Here is an 18,445-nt window from a genome sequence, read left to right on the forward strand (position 1 = left end):
TGTCAGTATGTTATTTTAAAAAGAATGAATGAAAGGGAGGTGAAGTAGGTGAATCACGTAATGGTCAATAACCGTATTAGCCAGCTGCCGATTGCTATGGCTGGCATTGTTCATGCATTTTCCGCGAACGGGAGAGGTCTGTCCAATTATTCTAATACGATTAAACCATTCGCGAGAAGACGCCTACTTTAACCACTACGGATAGCTTTACCATCCGAAGGGTCGCAGGCTTGTTGCTGCGGCTCTTTTTTTGTTGTGTTTGAGAGTCAGGGTCTTCATCTAACAGGAGGCTCTTAACATGATTATTGTTAATATACAGGAAATTAAGAAATACCACGCCGCAAATCTTATATTTGATGGGCTTACGCTGCAAATACAAGCAGGTGATAAGATCGGGTTGATTGGCCGCAACGGAAGCGGAAAATCGACATTGCTTCGCCTGATCTCAGGTCATGATCAGGTAGATGAGGGAATGCTTACGGTACAGAAGGAGCTGGTTATTGGGTATTTGCCACAGACACCTGCGGAATTTGATGATCTGACCGTTTATGAGGTTTTGGCTTATGGTTATCAAGAATTAATGGCTTGTAAGCATCAGATGACAAATATGGAAAAAGAGATGTCGAGTCCAGAAATGCTAGCTGATTCTGCTGCTTTGGAGCGATTGCTGAAAACGTACTCTATAGCTCAGGAACGGTTCGAGAGAAGCGGCGGTTATGAGATGGATACGGCAATTGAGCAAGTCGCAACAGGCTTGCGTATTGACCGCGCTATTTATTCAAGAAGTTTTGGCAGTCTTTCCGGCGGCGAGAAAACTCGAATATCACTTGCCTCACAGCTGATAGTCCGTCCTGCCTTGCTGCTGCTGGATGAACCTACAAATCATTTGGATTTGAGAGGGATGGAGTGGCTGGAGCAATTTATTCAGCAATATGAAGGTGCGTGTGTCATTGTATCACATGATCGCTATTTTCTAGATGCGGTATGCTCCAAAATAATTGAGCTTGAGGACGGTACAGCACAAACCTTTCTTACAAACTATAGCGGATACGTGAAAGAGAAAGAGGAGCTGCTTTTGCAGCAGTTTGCGAACTTTCAAGAGCAGCAGAAGCAGATCAAAAAGATGAAGGAAACGATCAAGCGTTTGGAGGAATGGGGGCGCATCGGCGACAATGAGAAGTTTTTTAAACGAGCCGCCTCCATGCGCAAAGCTTTGGAAAAGCTGGAGATGATAAAACGACCGGTTCTTGATCCGAAGACGGCAGATTTTGAACTAACATCGCTTGATCGCTCTGGACGTAAGGCCATTACCTTTGAGAATGTAACTAAACAATTCGGTGAACGGATTATTTTGGATAAAGCCGAGGGCAGCTTGTTCTATGGAGAGAAGGTTGTGCTGGTCGGGGACAATGGCTCAGGCAAAACGACGTTGTTTAAGATGCTGCTTGGCGACCTTCAGCCAGATGGTGGACAGCTAGTCCTTGGAGCTCGCCTTCATATCGGCTATTTGGCTCAGGAAGAAAAGGTTGAGGATAAGCAGCTCAGCGTACTCGAATTTTTTAAAACGGAGGGCGGTTTAGAGGAAGGCGAGGCAAGGAATATACTAGCTAGCTATTTGTTTTACGGAACGGATGTATTTAAACCCCTTCATTTGCTGTCAGGTGGGGAATGGTCACGCCTTCGCCTCGCGCTGCTTATTCGCAAAAAACCGAATTTATTGCTGCTGGATGAGCCAACCAATCATCTCGATGTCAGCTCCCGCGAGGCGTTGGAGGAAGCTTTGGAAAGCTATGATGGAACAGTGCTGGCGATATCGCATGATCGTTATTTTATCAATCGGCTTGCTAAACGAGTTTGGGAACTTGATGAGGGAGCCATTTACACCTACTTGGGCAATTACGATGACTTTAAGTCAAAGCGCAGGCCTTACAAAACTAACGAAAACATTGTCACTCGTAAAGCTGATCATGAGGTGCGAGAGCCGAGGCGATCAGGTGAGCATTCAAAGCCTAAACAAGGTGGAAGAGTGGAGCGTACGAAGGAGCAGCTGGAACAAGAGATCGCTAGGCTCGAAGCGAGTCTGCTAGAGGGCAATATGGAAATGGAGCAAGTCGCAGCAAACGGTGATCCGTCTGTGCTTGAAGCGATTTGGAATATACAGGAGGAGCGGCAAAAGCAGCTGGATCAGCTAATGGAAGAATGGTTGAATCATTAATTCATAAAACGTTGCCATGCTCACGATAACTAGCCGTTTGTAGCCCATAGTGAGATTGTGATCCGCTTTAACTTGACGATCATCTTGATTTTAAGAAAGTTGTGATGGATTTAATTCTGAAAGGCCAACTGATTAGTCTCCCAAATCAGTTGGCCTTTTCTATGGATTCTCATCTTTCTAATTTTAATAGACTCTTCCTAAATAAGATATGGTAAACTAAATGTTGGAAACGTCAATTCCGAGGGAGCGAAGTCATGGAACAATTGATCGGGAAAAAAATGAAGCATGATATTTTGAACACATACGGCGTTACGATTGTACCAGCTGACGCTGTCCTCACTCGTGAATCAATACAAATATTAATAAACCATCGGATAGATTTATCATCGATTGCCCTTGAGTCTGAGTTGAAGCCTGTTCAACAAACAAGCATCCAAATCGGTGAGCTCGTGCAGCAAACGGTTAATGTCTCGAAAGAGCTGTTTGAGTCGATTTTAGTATCTCGGAAGGTTCCATTAATGGAGATTCGCAATGAGGTGCTGCCAGCTATTTTGCAGCTATCCAAATATAAGGACATTTTTGAATTATTTGAAGCTGTGAAGGCCAAAGATGATTACGTTTACCAGCACAACGTAGGTGTAGGCGTCATATCGACGCTTATCGGCAGATGGATGAATTTGGACGATTCTGAGCTTTCGATTTTGTCACTAGCCGCTACCTTACATGATGTTGGCAAAATAAAGCTTCCGCTAGAGGTGTTAAACAAACCTGGCAAGCTGAATGAGGCCGAATTTCAATTAATCAAAAAGCATACTATTTTCGGTTATGAACTGCTCAAAGGTACGACGGGCTTAAGTTTGCGAATCGCTCGTGTTGCGCTTCAGCATCATGAACGCGAGGATGGCAACGGTTATCCACTCGGACTAAAGAAGGAAAATATAGATTTATTCAGCTCCATCGTAGCCGTTGCGGATATATTTCACGCGATGTCCTCCAAGCGTCCTTATCACGAGCCATTATCCTTTCATGAAATTGTTAATCAGATGACAGACGGAAAGTTTGGCGTGCTTAACCCGCAAATCATCTCCGTATTTATTGAAAACCTGATGAAGCGACTAGTTGGAAAGCAAGTGCTGCTGACAGATGGCCGAGAGGGCGAGGTCGTTTACATCAATCCGCATAACATTGAAACGCCTCTAATTAAGCTGGCAGATTATTTCTTGGATTTGAGCCAGGAGAGGGACGTACATATCAAATCTATTATCGCTTAAAATAAACCAACCAGCTTTAAGAGCAAAGTTGTGCAAGAGAAATATTTTGATTCCATTAAAGTAGAATAGTCAAACGAATGTAATCAAATAAAGCCTCCCTTTTATTCCAAAAGGGAGGCTTTATTATGTTTTTTTACCCTTCTAAATCTTCCGTTTTTGTAAACACGCTATCTTCTTCGTTATCTCGAATGGTCTTTTGCAAAACGAGGCAAGAAACGATAAGGAAAGCGCCGGCAATCGCATAGTAGCCTTTTACGTAAAGCGGTTCCTCGAGCGTGTAAATACCGATATATTGAGCGAGAATGGCAATGATAAAGCCGGCCCAAGCCATGAACGAAAAGGCGGAGGTGTTGCGGCTTCTGTAGCCTGGATTATAGTCTTTGAGGAATTTATCCTCATCGTTGTCGCGAGCAACCTTTTGCAGAAGGAACGACGTGATGATTAAGAGAATACCGGTTACAGCGTAATACCCTTGCACGGACATCGGCTGTTTAAGCGTGTATATTCCGATGAATTCGAAACCGCATGCTATGAGAAAAGCTGCCCAAGCCATGAAGGTATAAGTTGGTGTGTTGCGGCGGCGATAAAAATTAGCAGGTTTGCGTACGTGCATCGTTTCCATTTTTTCCATTTTGAGAAAGCCTCCCGAATCGATTTGTTGTTGATGTCTTTAGTTTACATCAAATTCCAAAAGTCAAAAGTACCAACTTATTGTAGTACCTGGTACTAGTAAAAAAACGATTTGACATTGAGAATGATTATCATTAAAATGCTTCTTAATACGCTCTGCGCGGGGAACTTATAGGAAGAGCTAAGCTTTAATCAAGCAGTCGTCTTTTTCTCCGGTTGACCTGTACGACAGCGCAAAGAAAACGTTTGAGGAGTTGAACTCAGAAGGTGGAGTGGAATGACCATATCAGGCTTTGGAACCACGCCTCGATTAAAGTGTTGGATGTTCGTCATAATAGGATGAAGCTCGGTGAGGAGCTGCAATCCTATCGGCTTCCAGCAAGCGGATTTGTATATACGACAACGGGCAGCGCTAACGTGCGTTTAGATGGCCAGCCTTACAGGGCGGAGCGGTTTCATGTGCTGCATGGAGGTAAAGGAATGTGCTTGGATATCGATGTGACAGAAGAGGATTTTGATTATTACTTGATCTTCTATAAGGCGCTCATTCCACATCCTTGCAGGCAAGAGATTTTGTCGCTTATGGAAACAAACAGCCCGTTCCATATGCAATACGGCTTCGCGCCGCAACACCCGATCTCATTGTTCCGTATCGTTAACGTAATGGCTCAGGAGTGGCAAGTATCGCATGCGTTGGAGCGGTTTCATGTGAATACGTTATTTTATCAATTTGTCTATGACGTATTCCATCAACTGCAAAAACAAGGTATACATACAACGAAACCTGATCTTGCAGCACAAGCGCTTCGTTACATTCATGATCATTACATGGAGCCGATTACGCTTGATCAATTGGCGCAGACCTTAAACTATAGCGCTAAAAACTTGTCCAAGGTGTTTAAAAAGGTAACGGGACATAGTCTCATTGATTATGTCATTCAAGTAAGAATTCATAATGCGAAGGAGCTAATGAAAAATACAAGTGCGACGATTCAGGAAATTGCTGAGAGCGTCGGTTATTCGGATCGCTTGTACTTTACTCGGATTTTCAAAAAGTATGCCGGCATTTCACCAGGAAGTTTCAAAGACGGTTTGAAAGAGAGTAAGAGCGGAGCAAATCGTCTATATAGATCGAGCCGATTGTCCATTGTTCCAGGTAGACTCCAGCGTTACAATGTTAATCGTTATGATAATCATTATCAATACAAAGGAGAGAATCATTTACCCATGTACAAAGGATTGAAATTATCAATGGCGGCCACCCTTTTGTTTTGTTTTGCCTTATTTATGAGCGCTTGTTCTACGGGGGCATTAAATACGAATACAACAACCGTGGAATCGAAAGTAACTTCTAAGGGGGAAATAGCACCCTCCAATAAGTCGGAGGCTGTGGCTCAGACTAGAGTAATAACAACGATAAAAGGAGATATAGAAATTCCTGCTCATCCCGAACGAATCGTTGTCGATCTGTACTTGGGCAGCTTTATTGCACTTAATGTCAAGCCAATTGGAACGCCAGAATTGAATTTGAAAAATCCGTATTTTGCTGAGGCGCTTACAGGCGTGGAAAATATCGGGGAATACGAGAGCGTATCGCTAGAGAAAATAGTAGATTTGCAGCCGGATTTGATCGTTACAGGCAATGAAGCAGCTTATGAGCAGTATAGCAAGATTGCACCGACGATAGTTGTCCCTTTTGGCGAGCTGAAAAACACGCATGAAGAACTGACCTATTTCGGAAAATTGTTAGGGAAAGAGGCGGAAGCGGAGGCCTGGCTGGCTGACTACGACCAGCGTATTGCAGCAGCCAAAGCGAAGGTTGAGAGCGTCATTCCAAGCGATGCTGTGTTTTCCGTTATGCAGGATTGGGGCGGCAATACTGGAGTATTCGGCGATAATTTCGGCAGGGGCGGCCAAGCAGTCTATCAAGCACTTGGACTTAAGCCTCCAACCCAAGTAGCAGAGCAGCTAATGAAGGAGCAAATTGTTGAAGTTTCCGGAGAGAAGCTTTCTGACTTTGCTGGCGATTATATTATATTAACGTCGGATACACTTACTGTTGCAGATTTGAAAACCGAACCCATTTGGAAACTGCTTGATGCGGTTAAAAATGATCGTGTCTATATTTGGGGCAAAGAACGCTCATGGTATTTCGATCCCATTGCTACGCTATCTCAGACGGAAGAACTAGCTGCCTGGCTGGCGGGAGAGAAAAAAGACTAATCGTTGACAGCTTTAATACTTATAATAAAAGTCAGTTTTGTACAAAAAAATGATGACTTTTGTCCATTGTCACAATTAGGTATTGTGTCCTAAACTTTATGAGTGATAGTGATAATCAATATCATGAATAAATACGGATTATAAAGACGTTTGGAGGCAAACGATGACCGAACAATTGGAACTATACGATGTAACGATAATTGGTGGCGGCCCAGGTGGGTTATATACAACTTTCTATAGCGGCATGCGTGATTTAAAAACAAAGTTAATTGAAGCGCAGGATCAACTTGGCGGGCGAATGCTCACTTATCCTGAGAAGATTATTTGGGATGTAGGCGGGGTAACGCCGATTCGCTGTGAACAATTAATTGCCCAATTGATTCAACAAGCCAAAACCTTTGACCCAACGATCGTACTCGGACAGCAAATTACTGACTACGAACGGCAGGCTGATGGAACCTTTATCCTAACGGCATTAAGTGGTGAGAAGCATCATACGAGAACGGTAATAATGGCTATCGGTTATGGAATAAAAAAATTAGCGAAGCTGGAGATCGAAGGGGCTGACCGCTATGAAGTCACGAACTTATACTATACCGTACAGGAACTCGAAAAATTCCGCGATAAACGGGTACTCATTTCCGGAGGCGGTGATTCCGCGGTAGACTGGGCAAATGAGCTGGAATCCATTGCAGCAAGCGTAACGGTAGTGCATCGGCGCGACAGCTTCGGGGGACATGAGAGAAATGTTTCTAAGATGAAACAATCCTCGGTGAATGTTCTGACCCCTTATCAAGTACTGGCGCTTCATAGCAGAGATGGGGAAAGCATCGAGAAGGTAACCATTGCGCATATGGAAACAGAGGAAAGCAAGCAGCTTGAAGTAGATGCCGTCATCGTCAACCACGGAATGAAAAGTGATTTTGGACCCATCCGTGATTGGGGTCTTGATATGGGAGTATGGAATGCGAACGTAGGGGAGAGGATGGCTACTAATATTCCGGGCATCTTCGGCGCAGGCGATTTCGCGAACTTTAGCAGCAAGGTTGGACTGATTGCAGGAACGTTCACAGATGGTGTCTTGGCACTCAATAGCGCCAAGCTGTATATGGATCCGGAAGCTCCAGAGATGGCTTATGTTTCTTCCCATAATGAGCGCTTTAAGGAGAAAAATCGGGAGCTTGGCGTAGTAGAGGAAGAATAGTAAACCGTTCAACCAGAGCGCGTAAGCTGTATGCTTTTTCGCAGGTTGACAATATAGGAATAGAAAACCCCCTGTCTCTAAGATAGGGGGTTTTTGCATGTATACACACTTCTTCCCGCGTGCGCAAACAGGACTTTTTGTTTAACTTAACGTTTTCTGAGTAAAAAAAACTCGCATTCTTTTCGGTTATGATAGGCAATATCGCTTACCCCCGATTGGGTTACAATGATGCTATCGTCAAACCGTACAACCAGCGAGCTGGAATCGATGAGTTGATTGTCTTGAAACACGCGAATGCGCTGCTGCAGTTCGATAACCTCTTCAAAATCCTGATCGGTGCTAAGTCGTCGATTTATGGCCATATGTATACTCCTTCAATACGGAAAATGATTTCTTATAGTCTATCCCATGTAAGATAGTGTTGCAAAGTTGTCTTTGTTTCTCTTTGTCCCCTCAGCGCAACCTATGTTACATTGTATTCACGAAAGACGAATTGTCAGAAGGAAAAGGAGATACGAGTATGTCCATCCGCGTTCGGATGTTATTGTCCTATAGCTGTATTCTTATCGTTACAATCGTGTTGTTTCTTGCCGCTGCTCTGCTGTTTGTAGTGGCGATAACAGGCGATGTGCGAAGCGTAAAGGACTTTTACAACATTCATTATTCCGTTAACCCATTGTCCGAGCAGGAGGAAACAATTTTCCTCGACCTAAAGTATTTGGCGAAAAACGAACCTGACTCGCTTCTCGACCGAGCACTGCTCGATCAGTATAATTATAAGCTTCGCTCTGTTCAAGCGGAGCTGTTCATAAGAAAAGGGAACGAGCCGATCTATTCCTCATTATCGGTTAAGCAGCCCGATTTCATAACGTTTCTGCCTGACTACGAGATGGAAAACAATGCGATCCGCAATACGCTGCAAATCGGGGAGCATTTTTACGCTTATGCGAAATTCGATTTTCATTTTCCAGATCAGTCAAAGGGCAGTGTACTCGTCATTCGGGAACGTAGCCCGTTTGCGGAGGTTGTGCGTACGCTCCTGCCTATTATTCTAGGTGTGTTATTTATCGTGCTGATGCTCATGAATATGCTGCTTTATTACTTTTTGACGCGCAGTATTATAAAGCCGCTTGACCTGCTACGGAAATCGACAGAGCGAATTAAAGAAGGTGATTTGGAGTTCGAGCTGCAAGCGGTAGGTAATGATGAGATTACAAGGCTAAGCGAAGCCTTTGAGGATATGAGAATGAAGCTGAAGCAATCGGTTGAGAAGCAGCTGCAATATGAGCAAAATCGTAAGGAACTTGTCGCAAATATTACACATGATCTAAAAACGCCGATTACGTCGATTAAAGCAAGTATTGAAGGCATTCGGGACGGTGTTCCAGATACGAAGCAAAAGATGGAGCGGTATGTGAATACGATTTTGACGAAGGCAGAACATATGGATCAGCTGATCGATGAGTTGTTTCTCTACTCGAAACTCGATTTGAAGCAGCTGCCGTTTACATTCGAGGCAATTAGCTTGGGACAATTCATAGAGGATTATGCCGAGGATTTACAATTTGATTTGCAGGAGAAAGGCATTGAGCTGACATGGGACATTGTTCAATCGACTTCTACCATCGTGCTTGCGGACCGAGATAAACTGAAGCGGGTGTTATCCAACATTATGGATAACGGTGTGAAATACATGTTGGACGAGCCAAAAAAAATAGCGATAACGCTGAGTATAGAGTCTGATTTCGTTCGATTAATGATTAGCGACAGCGGTTCAGGAATTTCGGAAGAAGCTCTCCCTTTTATTTTTGAACGGTTTTTCCGCGAGGATCTCTCACGCAGCCAGCAAACCGGTGGAAGCGGCCTAGGACTTGCGATTACGAAACAAATTATCGAAGGGCATAACGGCAGCATTCATGCTGAAAGCAAGCTTGGAGCAGGAACAAAGATCATTATCAAGCTGCCGCTCGCGAGGGACATAGGAGGACTGAAATGACGAGAATTCTCATTATTGAAGATGAAGTGTCGATAGCCGAGGTGGAGAAAGATTATTTTGAGCTGCACGGTTTTGCTGCGGACATTTGCTTGACAGGAACGGATGGACTCCGAGCCGCCATGGAAGGCGAATATGATTTGATCGTACTTGATTTGCAGCTGCCAGGTATGGATGGTTATGAGCTTTGCCGTCAAATCCGTGCGGAGAAGGAAGTTCCGATCCTGATCGTATCTGCCAAAAAAGAAGAGATCGATAAAATTCGCGGTTTAAGCTTAGGTGCGGATGATTATATTACGAAGCCGTTTAGCCCAAGTGAGCTGGTCGCCCGCGCGAAAGCACATTTGCAGCGCTACAAACGTTTGATGGGCAATCGCGATACCAAAGTTTCTAATAAAATCCGGATACGCGGCTTACAAATTGATTCCGCCTCACGGCGCGTGTACGTCAATGAACAAGAGGTGCAATTCACGACAAAGGAATTTGATCTGCTGTCCTTTCTAGCGTTGAACCCGAATCATGTATTCAGCAAGCAAGAGCTGTTTGAGCAGTTGTGGGGAATGGATTCGTTAGGCGAAATTGCGACGGTAACCGTTCATATTCGCAGGCTAAGAGAGAAAATAGAAGCAGATCCTTCGAATCCGCAATATATTGAAACGATTTGGGGCGCAGGTTATAGGCTCACGATTTAATTCGATTAAATAGAATGGTCTTAGGTCGTCTTCTTTTTTGACCAAGTTCTGCATAAGTATGGGTAATAAAGAGCGTGCAGCTTGGGACGGGAGGGGATCGGATTGGCGAAATGGGGAAAGCGTGGCTGGCGTTTTCGGGGTTTTGGCGGCAGCCGAATGCAGCTCTGGTCTGGCCGTCCATTCTCTAAAGTAAGAACAGTCACCTGGGGCAGTCGAGGAAACCCAGCTTCATCAAGGCCAGCGCCAAAGAAATGGGGTTCGGGAACGCGGTCAAGCGCAAGCAGCGGAAAATGGGGCGTTAATCGTCCAGCTGTGAAATACAGCAGCAGTCGAAGCAGTGGCAATGGCGGCTCAGGCGGCATTTGGGGATCCCGTCCGGCTAAGCCTCGTATAAGACGCCGCACAATCTTCATCATTGCGCTGCTGGTCATGATGGTTTTTTCGATTCAATCTTTCGTATATATTGAGAAAAATTTACGTCCACCGCTGATGAATATCGCGAAAATAAGAGTAAAGCAAATCGCTACGCAGGCCATTAATAAAGCAATAACGGAGCAAGTAGCCAGCCGATCGGACAGCAGCAACCTTATTGACTGGAAGATGAACAGCAATGGAAAAATATCTGGTTTTATGCTTAATTATGCTGAACATATGAAGATCACCTCGCAAACGATAAACACCGTTCAAAATACATTAAATGAAATGAAGGATATACCGGAGCATATTCCGATTGGGCATGCGCTAAATAGTGCGATCATTTCCTCATACGGCCCAAGAGTCCCAGTTAAATTCGAGCCAGTAGGTGCCGTAAAGGTTGATCTTAGTACACGTCAGAAGGACGCTGGGATCAATATGATTTTGGTTGAGGTTTATATCCGAATTATCGCTGAGGTTACGATTATTATTCCATTCGACACCGAACCTGAGCTGGTAGAAACCGATATCCCGATTTCATATTTGCTCGTCGTTGGCGACGTGCCGATGTACTATTATGACAATACAGGTAAACCTGTAGGCGAGTCTGCTGCACAAGCGCCAAACATCTCGGTTCCGCTCGGCGAAGGAGCAGGAGGCGGAGTTACTTCCAGTCCACAAAATAATAATAATGAAGAGTCTTCGTCATCTGGCGCTGGATCATCTAATTCGGGGCCGTCGAATGAATCCTCGACCGAGGGATCAAATCATTCTAATGGTTCGGGCCAAGTCACGAATAGTGAGGGCAATTCATCTGTGGAATAGCATACACAATAAAAACGACTTTATTGTCTTCTGCAAAGAAGACGATAAAGTCGTTTTATGCTTTTTGATTTATTTTCCGGCACGAATTCGTTTGCGCTCTGCTTGCTCCCAGCGGCGCAGCATTGGATAAGGATCAAACGACCATTCGAATAAACCGCGATCGCTGTATACGCCATAATGCAAGTGAGGAGGGAACTTTCCCTGCGTCCCCGGCTTGCCGTAACCAGAGCTTCCTACCCATCCTACGACTTGGCCAGGCTTAACGACATCGCCTATATTAACGGTTTTGTCAAAGCCGGACAAATGAGCGTAATAGTGGTAAAAGTTGTTCAGATCACGTATGCCAATGCGCCAGCCGCCATATGGATTCCAGCCTTGTACCTCAACAATGCCATAACATGTGCTTCGAACAGGGACGCCATGTCTAACGAAAATATCTGTACCTTCATGGGTACGTCTGCCTCCCCAGCTTCGCCCAGTTCCCCAGGTGCTGTTATAGGCATAATGAGTGCTGGTTGGCAGAGGGAAAGCGTGCTCGAACAAATCAAGCTGGCCAAATGCTTCATAGATGCGGGCGAACTGCTGGATGCGTTGAACCGAACGGTTATTTTGATAATATTCCCAAAGCCCGATTGCGAAATCATCATTTGAGATACCATAGGCGGCAACGCGGCTAACAAGTGAATACAGAAGATCGATGTCGCTTGTTCGCTCCGCTTGTCCATTTCCGTCACCATCGCGGCCAATCCCGTTAAAAAAGTTGATCGAAACCGGTGAGATGTCTTCCATATTCGGATTGAGTGGGCCGGCCCAGCGTTCTTGGTCGATAAATACGCCAACGGTGCTGCCGAGCATTGGACGAGCCTTTGGACGTACTTTAGACATGGATCGCTCATATTGATCGATGGCTGCAATCCAGTACCAGGGTACTTCGGTAAATAAGCTTAATTTGTCGTACAAGCCTCTTCTTTCTGGAAGAGGATCTGGCTCAGCATTAGCTGCTTGCTCATTTGCCGTATCGTTTTGCCGTTTGATAGCAGGAGCTGCTTTTGCAGGGCTGACGGGCGTGGCAATGAGCAGCGAAGCTGCGGTTAATGCTGCAACAATAGGAATAGTCAGTTTCAAACGTCTCACCCTTCCAAAAGCATGACGGTTATAACCTTATGTTTTGCAAATCATTGGTTTTTATACGAAACATGTTATAATAAACGCATGAGTTTAGGAATTATAAATGAACTTGAAAGCAGGTAATCCCTAATGAAACAGCAAGAAACACTCAAAAAGCCTGATTGGCTTCGTATAAAATTAGCAACAGACGGCAACTTTGCCGAAATTAAAAATATGATGCGCTCAAAAACGCTACATACGGTTTGCGAGGAAGCACGATGCCCAAACATTTATGAATGCTGGTCGAATCGCACAGCTACATTTATGATATTGGGTGATATTTGCACGCGCGCTTGTCGTTTTTGTGCTGTTAAAACAGGTATGCCGACTGAACTGGATTTGGACGAACCAGAACGGGTAGCAGAGGCAGCTGAGCAAATGAACCTTCAACACTGCGTCGTTACATCAGTTGCTCGCGACGACCTTAAAGACGGAGGCGCATCTATATTTGCAGCAACCGTGCATGCGATTCGCAAACGTATGCCGTTTTGCCGTGTTGAAGTACTTATTCCCGACTTCTTAGGCAATAAAGATGCGCTTCAAATTGTTATGGATGCTAATCCGGATATCCTAAATCATAACGTCGAGACGGTGGAGAGGCTTTCGGATCGTGTTCGTGCCAAAGCCAAATACAGCCGTACGATGGAGCTGTTGAAGCGCGCCAAAGAAATGAAGCCCAAAATTCCAACCAAATCAAGCATTATGCTTGGCGTGGGTGAAGAATGGGATGAAATTTTGCAGACGATGGATGATCTTCGTGCAAACGATGTGAATATTTTGACATTAGGTCAATACTTGCAGCCATCGCCTAAACATTTGCCGATTGTACGTTATGTCCACCCAGACGAATTTGCAAAACTAAAAGAAGAAGGGCTGAAACGCGGATTTAGGCATGTAGAATCCGCACCATTAGTACGCAGCTCTTATCATGCACATGAGCAGACCGATTCGGCACACGCAGCAATTGCTGCGGAAGCTGAAGCGACCCGTGAGATTTCGTCCGGTGCTTGCTCAAGCAGCTTGTAACTGACGCTCAAGATGAGGTGGAGAATATGGCTTTGATTCATATCGGCGGAAAATCTTATGAAATTGTACTTGAAAATAGGAACGGCTGGAATCCTGAAGCATTTCGTGATCGATACAGCGAGGTGCTCGAGCGTTACGATTATATTGTTGGTGACTGGGGCTATAGCCAGTTGAGGCTGAAAGGTTTTTTTCGTGATAACCACCAAAAGGCAACGAAGGAAAGCAACCTATCCGGCATGCCGGATTACATCAATGAATATTGCAACTTTGGCTGTGCTTATTTTATTTTAGAAAAAACTCAGAGCACTGTACGTGAGCCAGGTGACTATGACTTGGATGCAGATGATGAGCGGCCACGTATAGAAGCGGCTGATCTTCTTGCAGCGGCTGCTGGCTTTGTGGATGTTTCCGAAGGTCTTGAGCAAGATGAGATTGCGACCGCTAAGGAAGAAAGTGCTGCTCCAATGCATGAAAGACATACTCGTAATCATACAAGAGAAAATCGCCATAGAAGCTCCAACCGCAGCAAAAATGACGCCAATAGCGGCAACGACAGTGCCAATGCTGGCGAAGGCAAAAATAATAACGAACAACAGGGCAACGGGAAACGTGAGCAGCAACAGCAGCGCAAAGGCGGCTATAAAGGCAACGACAACCGTTCCAAGAAGCCATTTCGCCTTGCAGCCAATGAAACCGCGGCTGCATCCGCAGAAACGAATCGACCAAACAAAAAAGACACGGAGCGCGTATAAATGCGCTGCGTGTCTTTTTTTTGCAATAAATGTCGGTAATAATAAGTTTGGCTTAACGCACGTCGTAACCAAGGAATGCTTCGCGTACCCGGTTCCAGAAAGGAAACGGCCGATATCGTGCAAAGCTGACCTTACGACTGGATACGCTGCAGCGAATGGAACGGATGTCGCTGCTCATAATGCTGATATGATCGATAGCGAGCTGCAGCCGTTGCTCTTTCTTGGAAATGATATCGCAGTGATGATGCTGCGGCAGCAGCACTGACGATCCAAGTGTACGATAAACACGATTATTGATGGAAGCAATTTCCGCAATTTGCAGCGATTCTATCGATGGATGGACAATCGCACCGCCTAAGCTTTTGTTGTATGCGGTGCTGCCTGATGGGGTTGAAATGACAATCCCGTCTCCGCGGAACATTTCGAACATTTCATCATTTATATTAATTTGGGCAACCAGCGTCCCGTCAACGCCTTTCAACGTGAATTCATTTAATGATAAGTAATGACGGGTCTCACTCGGTGTCTCAACTTCAATCTCGGCAAGCGGATATCTAACGATTCGAGGAGTTTCCTCGGCCATCATCGCTACAAGGTCTTCAAGCTCATCTGCCTTCCAATCGGCATAAAATCCAAGATGGCCGGTGTGAATGCCAACAAATGCAACATTCGTAATTTGATCTACATATTTATGAAAAGCGAGCAGCAATGTCCCGTCGCCTCCGATGGAAATAACGATTTCCGGTGATTCATCTTGCCGAATGAAGCCTCGCTCCCCGGCTAATGTATGAAATTTTTCTGCTAACGATTTAGATAAAGAATCGCCTCGATCAATAACCGCATACTTCAAAAGTAAATCTCCTTCCGATCTCCATAGTACTTAAGATGATAAAGGAAATTGACTTTAAATTCAATGAGCGGGGCTAATCATGGCCCGAGCCATCCCCATAACAAGTAAACGAGAGCGATAGCAATAAAACCGTGAAGCATTCTTGCTATAAAAAAAGGACGATAGCGCAGATCAGTTTTACTGAGCAGGCTGGCTATTTGGGCATGAACCGATAATCCGCCCCAAGAGAGCACCCATGCGGCGATTGCAACTTGGTGCATAAGTCCTGTGCCTGCTGTTCCCGCCGAGCGTGAGCCAAGCGTTACCTCAAACAATCCAAATATTCCTGCGTCTGCAAGCGGTTTTGGCAGTCCGATTAAACCGAACAAAAATCGGAGACCTTCAGCCATAGCTTCAACGATACCTGCGTGGGTCAGCATTTCCATCACGACTGAGAAAAATACGACAAGTCCACCAACGACGATCATGAGTCGCAGTGCGGATTGAATAGAATCTTGCAGCAGCTGTCCTAGTCCGCGCCCATCCAGCAAGCGAGCATCATACATCGCCTTGAGCGCTTCGGAGATTCGAGAGGGACGACGTTTTCTGAAACCGTCCCTTGTTTCCGTTGTTTTTTTTGTTCCGGATGGCAGGGCATGTCTGTCATGATAGCGCATGAGAAAGCCGATAAGCAGCCCCCCGCCGTAATGGGCAGCAGCGAGTATGGGCGCTATAGCTACATTTTGGAAGAAGCCAACTGAAACCGCACCAATCAGGAAAATAGGATCAGACGTCGTCGTAAAGGCTACTAGCCGCTCGCCTTCAGCTCGATTGATGAGCCGCTGCTCAAAGAGCTGAGCTGTAAGCTTTGCGCCTACAGGATAACCAGAAATGTAACCCATAGTCACTACAAAACCTCCGATTCCGGGAAGCCGGAATATAGGTCTCATGAGCGGATCGAGCAGCTTGCCGAAGAAATGCACAATGCCGATACCGAGCAGTAATTCCGAAATAACGAAGAAGGGAAACAGTGCTGGGAACAGCACCTGCCACCAAATAGAAAGCCCGCGGAGCGAGGAGTGAAGTGTTTCAGTAGGAAAGACGGTCATTAAGAGCACGATTATAAAGGCGCCAAGCGCGGTTATGGATAAGGGATGGATTAAAGTTCGCAGCAGATAGACCGCCTCCTCATTTGTTGGAAAGGGTAACTTGCAGCCGAAATGAGATGCTGTACAACCCCTCCTAAACGTATATGTATGAATAAGCACATACATCACTGGAGATGCTTTAAAAATAAATAAGTTTGATAAAGAAAACGCTTGCAAAACGATGGATTCCTGTTTTTTTTATGGTACAATGGAATTACCTTTGAAATGGTTGGAGTGATGGGTATGAGTATAATCGCTGGCATCTTGGTTTGTGCTTTCGTCTATGTCATTCGAGAATCTCTTACAGCACCAGGGGAAGAGGACTATGAAGGTTGATGGGTAATACGCACTATATGATGAGCCCCGGATAAGCATGCCGCGGGCTTTTTTATGTTCATTCCGGTAATTTTTTATGATATAATACTAAATACCTACACAATGGAGATGAATTTGACGATGAATAGGAATATAAGCCTTTATGACGCGTTAGGCGGATCTGAGACTTTAAGGCTGATTGTTAACTCTTTTTACCCTAAAGTACAAGCCCATCCACTAATTGGGCCTTTGTTCCCGGAAGATATTGATCCTGTTATAGAAAAACAATATTTATTTTTGACCCAGTTTTTTGGTGGGCCTTCGTTATATTCAGATGAATATGGACATCCCATGATGAGAGCAAGGCATATGCCTTTTCCGATAACCCCTGAGCATGCTGGTGCGTGGCTGGACTGCATGCACAGAGCCTTGCAAGAGGTAGGCATAAATGAAGAGCTGCAAGAGATCGTTATAAACAGACTATCCGGACCTGCACACCACTTTGTAAACACATCTGAAGAGGAGACGTGATTGTATGGAACCGCTCTACCTATCCAAAATCATATGCATTTGCTGTGAAAACACATTTATGACATCGCGCGTTAGACCAAGCTTCAAAAGAGCAGCTAAAATGGACTCTGACTTTTGCGGATATTATAAAACGGATGTAAATCCTGATTTTTATGTTGTCAGGGTTTGTCCTAATTGCGGCTTTGCCTCAACTGAGAACGGAATGGAGCGGTTGAACGATCGGCAAAAAAAGAAATACCATGAAGAAATCGGAATTCATTGGAAAAATCAAGATTATGGCGGAGAGCGTGATTTGAAGAAGGCGATGGCCAGCTATAAGCTAGCTCTCTTATCAGCCCAAGCCATTGACGAGAAGGAGCGCGTGCTTGCTGGTATTTTGCATCATATCGCTTGGCTTTATCGTTATGAAGACAATGAGAAAGACGAGAAACGGTTTCTCCGCTTTGCACTTCAGGCATATATACGGGTATATGAGGCAGAGGGTGTTGCGCTTAACAACGCCAAACTTATGTTTCTAATAGGGGAGTTGAATCGTCGTATCGGTGAATTAAACGATGCTGTACGTTGGTTCTCTCGCGTGGTAAATGACAAAAAAATCGTGGATGCTGCAATGATTCGTGCTAGTCGCGAGCAGTGGCAGCTTATTCGCGAGGAGCAGGAAGCCAGATCAAAACATGCATCCGGCAACCTAACTCTAGACGAGGGCACAAGCTTATCGAAGCAGTCGGTTTCTACGTCCGCTTAGCGTATAGCTTTTTTTAGAACACGGTCTGTTAGCAAATAATCAGGATCTGCATCAACAATCGTCACTTTATTTCGGCAGCAAGGGAAAACGAGCAATCGTTTCATACCGTCCTGTATGTCTTGAAGCTCTGCTGGTCTTACTGGAAGCAGTACATTGTCTGCATGGCAGAACGGACAGCTTGATACATAAAGATCACCCATAATAATGTCATAAGGCCAGGCTTTTTCGAACGGAATCATGATTTGTTATCGCTCTCGGGGGCAGGTGCTGTATCTGGCTTAGCAAGCTCAGAGAGCTTTTGCAATAAAATATGGCGCGGCATATGCATTAAGTGCTCTATCGGGACGCCAAGCTGCTCAGATAGCTTAACAGCTGTATCAGCAGAAATCTGCAACGGTTTAGACATGGTGTAATTCCTCCAATCTGGATATAATTAAGTTATACACTGCCGAGAAGGTTTGCGCA

The 18,445-nt window shown here is 45.0% G+C and carries 19 protein-coding genes and 1 pseudogene; 12 read left to right on the forward strand and 8 right to left on the reverse strand.

What is annotated here, in order from left to right; all coding sequences use genetic code 11:
- Nucleotides 1–48: 48 nt before the first annotated feature.
- The 3 genes from AC787_RS34535 (at nt 49) to AC787_RS28000 (ending at nt 3,486) form a co-directional block, all read left to right on the forward strand.
- Entirely contained in the window at nt 49–192 is a 144-nt protein-coding gene (locus tag AC787_RS34535) for an RAxF-45 family protein (protein ID WP_162839333.1), read from the forward strand.
- Between the two features lie 106 nt (nt 193–298).
- Nucleotides 299–2,215, forward strand: coding sequence for a ribosomal protection-like ABC-F family protein (abc-f, locus tag AC787_RS27995; RefSeq protein ID WP_054028268.1), 1,917 nt, complete (start codon nt 299–301; stop codon nt 2,213–2,215).
- Nucleotides 2,216–2,469: 254 nt separating this feature from the next.
- Entirely contained in the window at nt 2,470–3,486 is a 1,017-nt protein-coding gene (locus AC787_RS28000; RefSeq protein WP_054028269.1) for an HD-GYP domain-containing protein, read from the forward strand.
- A gap of 133 nt (nt 3,487–3,619) precedes the next feature.
- On the opposite strand, the gene AC787_RS34940 is transcribed toward AC787_RS28000, so the two are convergent.
- Both AC787_RS34940 and AC787_RS35240 read right to left on the reverse strand, forming a co-directional pair.
- Nucleotides 3,620–3,817 (reverse strand): YiaA/YiaB family inner membrane protein, encoded by a 198-nt coding sequence (locus AC787_RS34940; RefSeq protein WP_054028621.1) that lies wholly within the window; start codon nt 3,815–3,817, stop codon nt 3,620–3,622.
- 84 nt (nt 3,818–3,901) lie between these two features.
- Nucleotides 3,902–4,117: pseudogene (locus AC787_RS35240) on the reverse strand (YiaA/YiaB family inner membrane protein); the annotation flags it as partial.
- 266 nt (nt 4,118–4,383) lie between these two features.
- Between AC787_RS35240 and AC787_RS28015 the strand changes: the two are divergent.
- Together AC787_RS28015 and AC787_RS28020 are read left to right on the forward strand one after the other, a co-directional pair.
- Nucleotides 4,384–6,339 carry an AraC family transcriptional regulator gene (locus AC787_RS28015; protein WP_054028270.1) on the forward strand — a complete coding sequence of 652 codons (1,956 nt, stop codon included), beginning with the start codon at nt 4,384–4,386 and terminating at the stop codon, nt 6,337–6,339.
- A 163-nt stretch (nt 6,340–6,502) separates the two neighbouring features.
- A complete protein-coding gene (locus AC787_RS28020) occupies nt 6,503–7,543 on the forward strand; it encodes an NAD(P)/FAD-dependent oxidoreductase (protein WP_054028271.1) in 1,041 nt (346 codons plus the stop codon).
- Nucleotides 7,544–7,689: 146 nt separating this feature from the next.
- Here AC787_RS28020 and AC787_RS28025 read toward each other — a convergent pair whose 3' ends face one another.
- Nucleotides 7,690–7,905, reverse strand: a complete 216-nt coding sequence (locus AC787_RS28025; protein WP_054028272.1) for a hypothetical protein — start codon at nt 7,903–7,905, stop codon at nt 7,690–7,692.
- A 158-nt stretch (nt 7,906–8,063) separates the two neighbouring features.
- On the opposite strand from AC787_RS28025, the gene AC787_RS28030 reads away from it, so the two are divergent.
- The 3 genes from AC787_RS28030 (at nt 8,064) to yunB (ending at nt 11,467) form a co-directional block, all read left to right on the forward strand.
- Nucleotides 8,064–9,539 carry a sensor histidine kinase gene (locus AC787_RS28030; protein ID WP_054028273.1) on the forward strand — a complete coding sequence of 492 codons (1,476 nt, stop codon included), beginning with the start codon at nt 8,064–8,066 and terminating at the stop codon, nt 9,537–9,539.
- Nucleotides 9,536–10,228: a response regulator transcription factor gene (locus AC787_RS28035; protein ID WP_054028274.1), complete on the forward strand. Its 693-nt coding sequence runs from the start codon at nt 9,536–9,538 to the stop codon at nt 10,226–10,228. The genes AC787_RS28030 and AC787_RS28035 overlap by 4 nt, the downstream gene beginning before the upstream one ends.
- 102 nt (nt 10,229–10,330) lie before the next feature.
- Nucleotides 10,331–11,467, forward strand: coding sequence for a sporulation protein YunB (gene yunB, locus AC787_RS28040; protein ID WP_321166179.1), 1,137 nt, complete (start codon nt 10,331–10,333; stop codon nt 11,465–11,467).
- Nucleotides 11,468–11,536: 69 nt separating this feature from the next.
- Here yunB and AC787_RS28045 read toward each other — a convergent pair whose 3' ends face one another.
- Nucleotides 11,537–12,592 (reverse strand): M23 family metallopeptidase, encoded by a 1,056-nt coding sequence (locus AC787_RS28045; RefSeq protein WP_235561145.1) that lies wholly within the window; start codon nt 12,590–12,592, stop codon nt 11,537–11,539.
- Nucleotides 12,593–12,724: 132 nt separating this feature from the next.
- On the opposite strand from AC787_RS28045, the gene lipA reads away from it, so the two are divergent.
- Together lipA and AC787_RS33430 are read left to right on the forward strand one after the other, a co-directional pair.
- Entirely contained in the window at nt 12,725–13,660 is a 936-nt protein-coding gene (gene lipA, locus AC787_RS28050) for a lipoyl synthase (RefSeq protein ID WP_054028276.1), read from the forward strand.
- A 26-nt stretch (nt 13,661–13,686) separates the two neighbouring features.
- Nucleotides 13,687–14,412, forward strand: a complete 726-nt coding sequence (locus tag AC787_RS33430; RefSeq protein ID WP_235561146.1) for a YutD family protein — start codon at nt 13,687–13,689, stop codon at nt 14,410–14,412.
- 52 nt (nt 14,413–14,464) lie between these two features.
- On the opposite strand, the gene AC787_RS28060 is transcribed toward AC787_RS33430, so the two are convergent.
- Together AC787_RS28060 and ylbJ are read right to left on the reverse strand one after the other, a co-directional pair.
- Nucleotides 14,465–15,262 carry an NAD kinase gene (locus AC787_RS28060; RefSeq protein WP_054028277.1) on the reverse strand — a complete coding sequence of 266 codons (798 nt, stop codon included), beginning with the start codon at nt 15,260–15,262 and terminating at the stop codon, nt 14,465–14,467.
- A gap of 77 nt (nt 15,263–15,339) precedes the next feature.
- The gene (gene ylbJ / locus AC787_RS28065; protein ID WP_054028623.1) at nt 15,340–16,416 is read right to left on the reverse strand and encodes a sporulation integral membrane protein YlbJ; all 1,077 of its coding nucleotides are present in this window, start codon (nt 16,414–16,416) and stop codon (nt 15,340–15,342) included.
- 429 nt (nt 16,417–16,845) lie between these two features.
- Here ylbJ and AC787_RS28070 point away from each other — a divergent pair, with 429 nt between their 5' ends.
- Nucleotides 16,846–17,235: a globin gene (locus AC787_RS28070; protein ID WP_054028278.1), complete on the forward strand. Its 390-nt coding sequence runs from the start codon at nt 16,846–16,848 to the stop codon at nt 17,233–17,235.
- A 4-nt stretch (nt 17,236–17,239) separates the two neighbouring features.
- A complete protein-coding gene (locus AC787_RS28075; protein WP_152970789.1) occupies nt 17,240–17,980 on the forward strand; it encodes a DUF2225 domain-containing protein in 741 nt (246 codons plus the stop codon).
- On the opposite strand, the gene AC787_RS28080 is transcribed toward AC787_RS28075, so the two are convergent.
- Entirely contained in the window at nt 17,977–18,219 is a 243-nt protein-coding gene (locus AC787_RS28080; protein WP_054028279.1) for a hypothetical protein, read from the reverse strand. The two genes, AC787_RS28075 and AC787_RS28080, sit on opposite strands and share 4 nt — an antisense overlap.
- Complete coding sequence (locus tag AC787_RS33040; protein WP_069188209.1) at nt 18,216–18,386, reverse strand: YycC family protein; 171 nt, start codon at nt 18,384–18,386, stop codon at nt 18,216–18,218. The genes AC787_RS28080 and AC787_RS33040 overlap by 4 nt, the downstream gene beginning before the upstream one ends.
- Nucleotides 18,387–18,445: the final 59 nt, after the last annotated feature.

Source organism: Bacillus sp. FJAT-28004 (assembly GCF_001280845.1).
In the GTDB taxonomy this organism is placed as follows: Bacteria; Bacillota; Bacilli; order Paenibacillales; family Paenibacillaceae; genus Pristimantibacillus.

What these genes read in the sequence shown, in the direction of transcription:
- abc-f (WP_054028268.1), top strand. Translation starts at nt 299, where the DNA reads ATGATTATTGTTAATATACAGGAAATTAAGAAATACCACGCCGCAAAT.
- AC787_RS28000 (WP_054028269.1), top strand. Translation starts at nt 2,470, where the DNA reads ATGGAACAATTGATCGGGAAAAAAATGAAGCATGATATTTTGAACACA.
- AC787_RS34940 (WP_054028621.1), bottom strand. Translation starts at nt 3,817, where the DNA reads ATGGCTTGGGCCGGCTTTATCATTGCCATTCTCGCTCAATATATCGGT.
- AC787_RS28020 (WP_054028271.1), top strand. Translation starts at nt 6,503, where the DNA reads ATGACCGAACAATTGGAACTATACGATGTAACGATAATTGGTGGCGGC.
- AC787_RS28025 (WP_054028272.1), bottom strand. Translation starts at nt 7,905, where the DNA reads ATGGCCATAAATCGACGACTTAGCACCGATCAGGATTTTGAAGAGGTT.
- AC787_RS28030 (WP_054028273.1), top strand. Translation starts at nt 8,064, where the DNA reads ATGTCCATCCGCGTTCGGATGTTATTGTCCTATAGCTGTATTCTTATC.
- AC787_RS28035 (WP_054028274.1), top strand. Translation starts at nt 9,536, where the DNA reads ATGACGAGAATTCTCATTATTGAAGATGAAGTGTCGATAGCCGAGGTG.
- lipA (WP_054028276.1), top strand. Translation starts at nt 12,725, where the DNA reads ATGAAACAGCAAGAAACACTCAAAAAGCCTGATTGGCTTCGTATAAAA.
- AC787_RS33430 (WP_235561146.1), top strand. Translation starts at nt 13,687, where the DNA reads ATGGCTTTGATTCATATCGGCGGAAAATCTTATGAAATTGTACTTGAA.
- AC787_RS28070 (WP_054028278.1), top strand. Translation starts at nt 16,846, where the DNA reads ATGAATAGGAATATAAGCCTTTATGACGCGTTAGGCGGATCTGAGACT.
- AC787_RS28075 (WP_152970789.1), top strand. Translation starts at nt 17,240, where the DNA reads ATGGAACCGCTCTACCTATCCAAAATCATATGCATTTGCTGTGAAAAC.
- AC787_RS28080 (WP_054028279.1), bottom strand. Translation starts at nt 18,219, where the DNA reads ATGATTCCGTTCGAAAAAGCCTGGCCTTATGACATTATTATGGGTGAT.
- AC787_RS33040 (WP_069188209.1), bottom strand. Translation starts at nt 18,386, where the DNA reads ATGTCTAAACCGTTGCAGATTTCTGCTGATACAGCTGTTAAGCTATCT.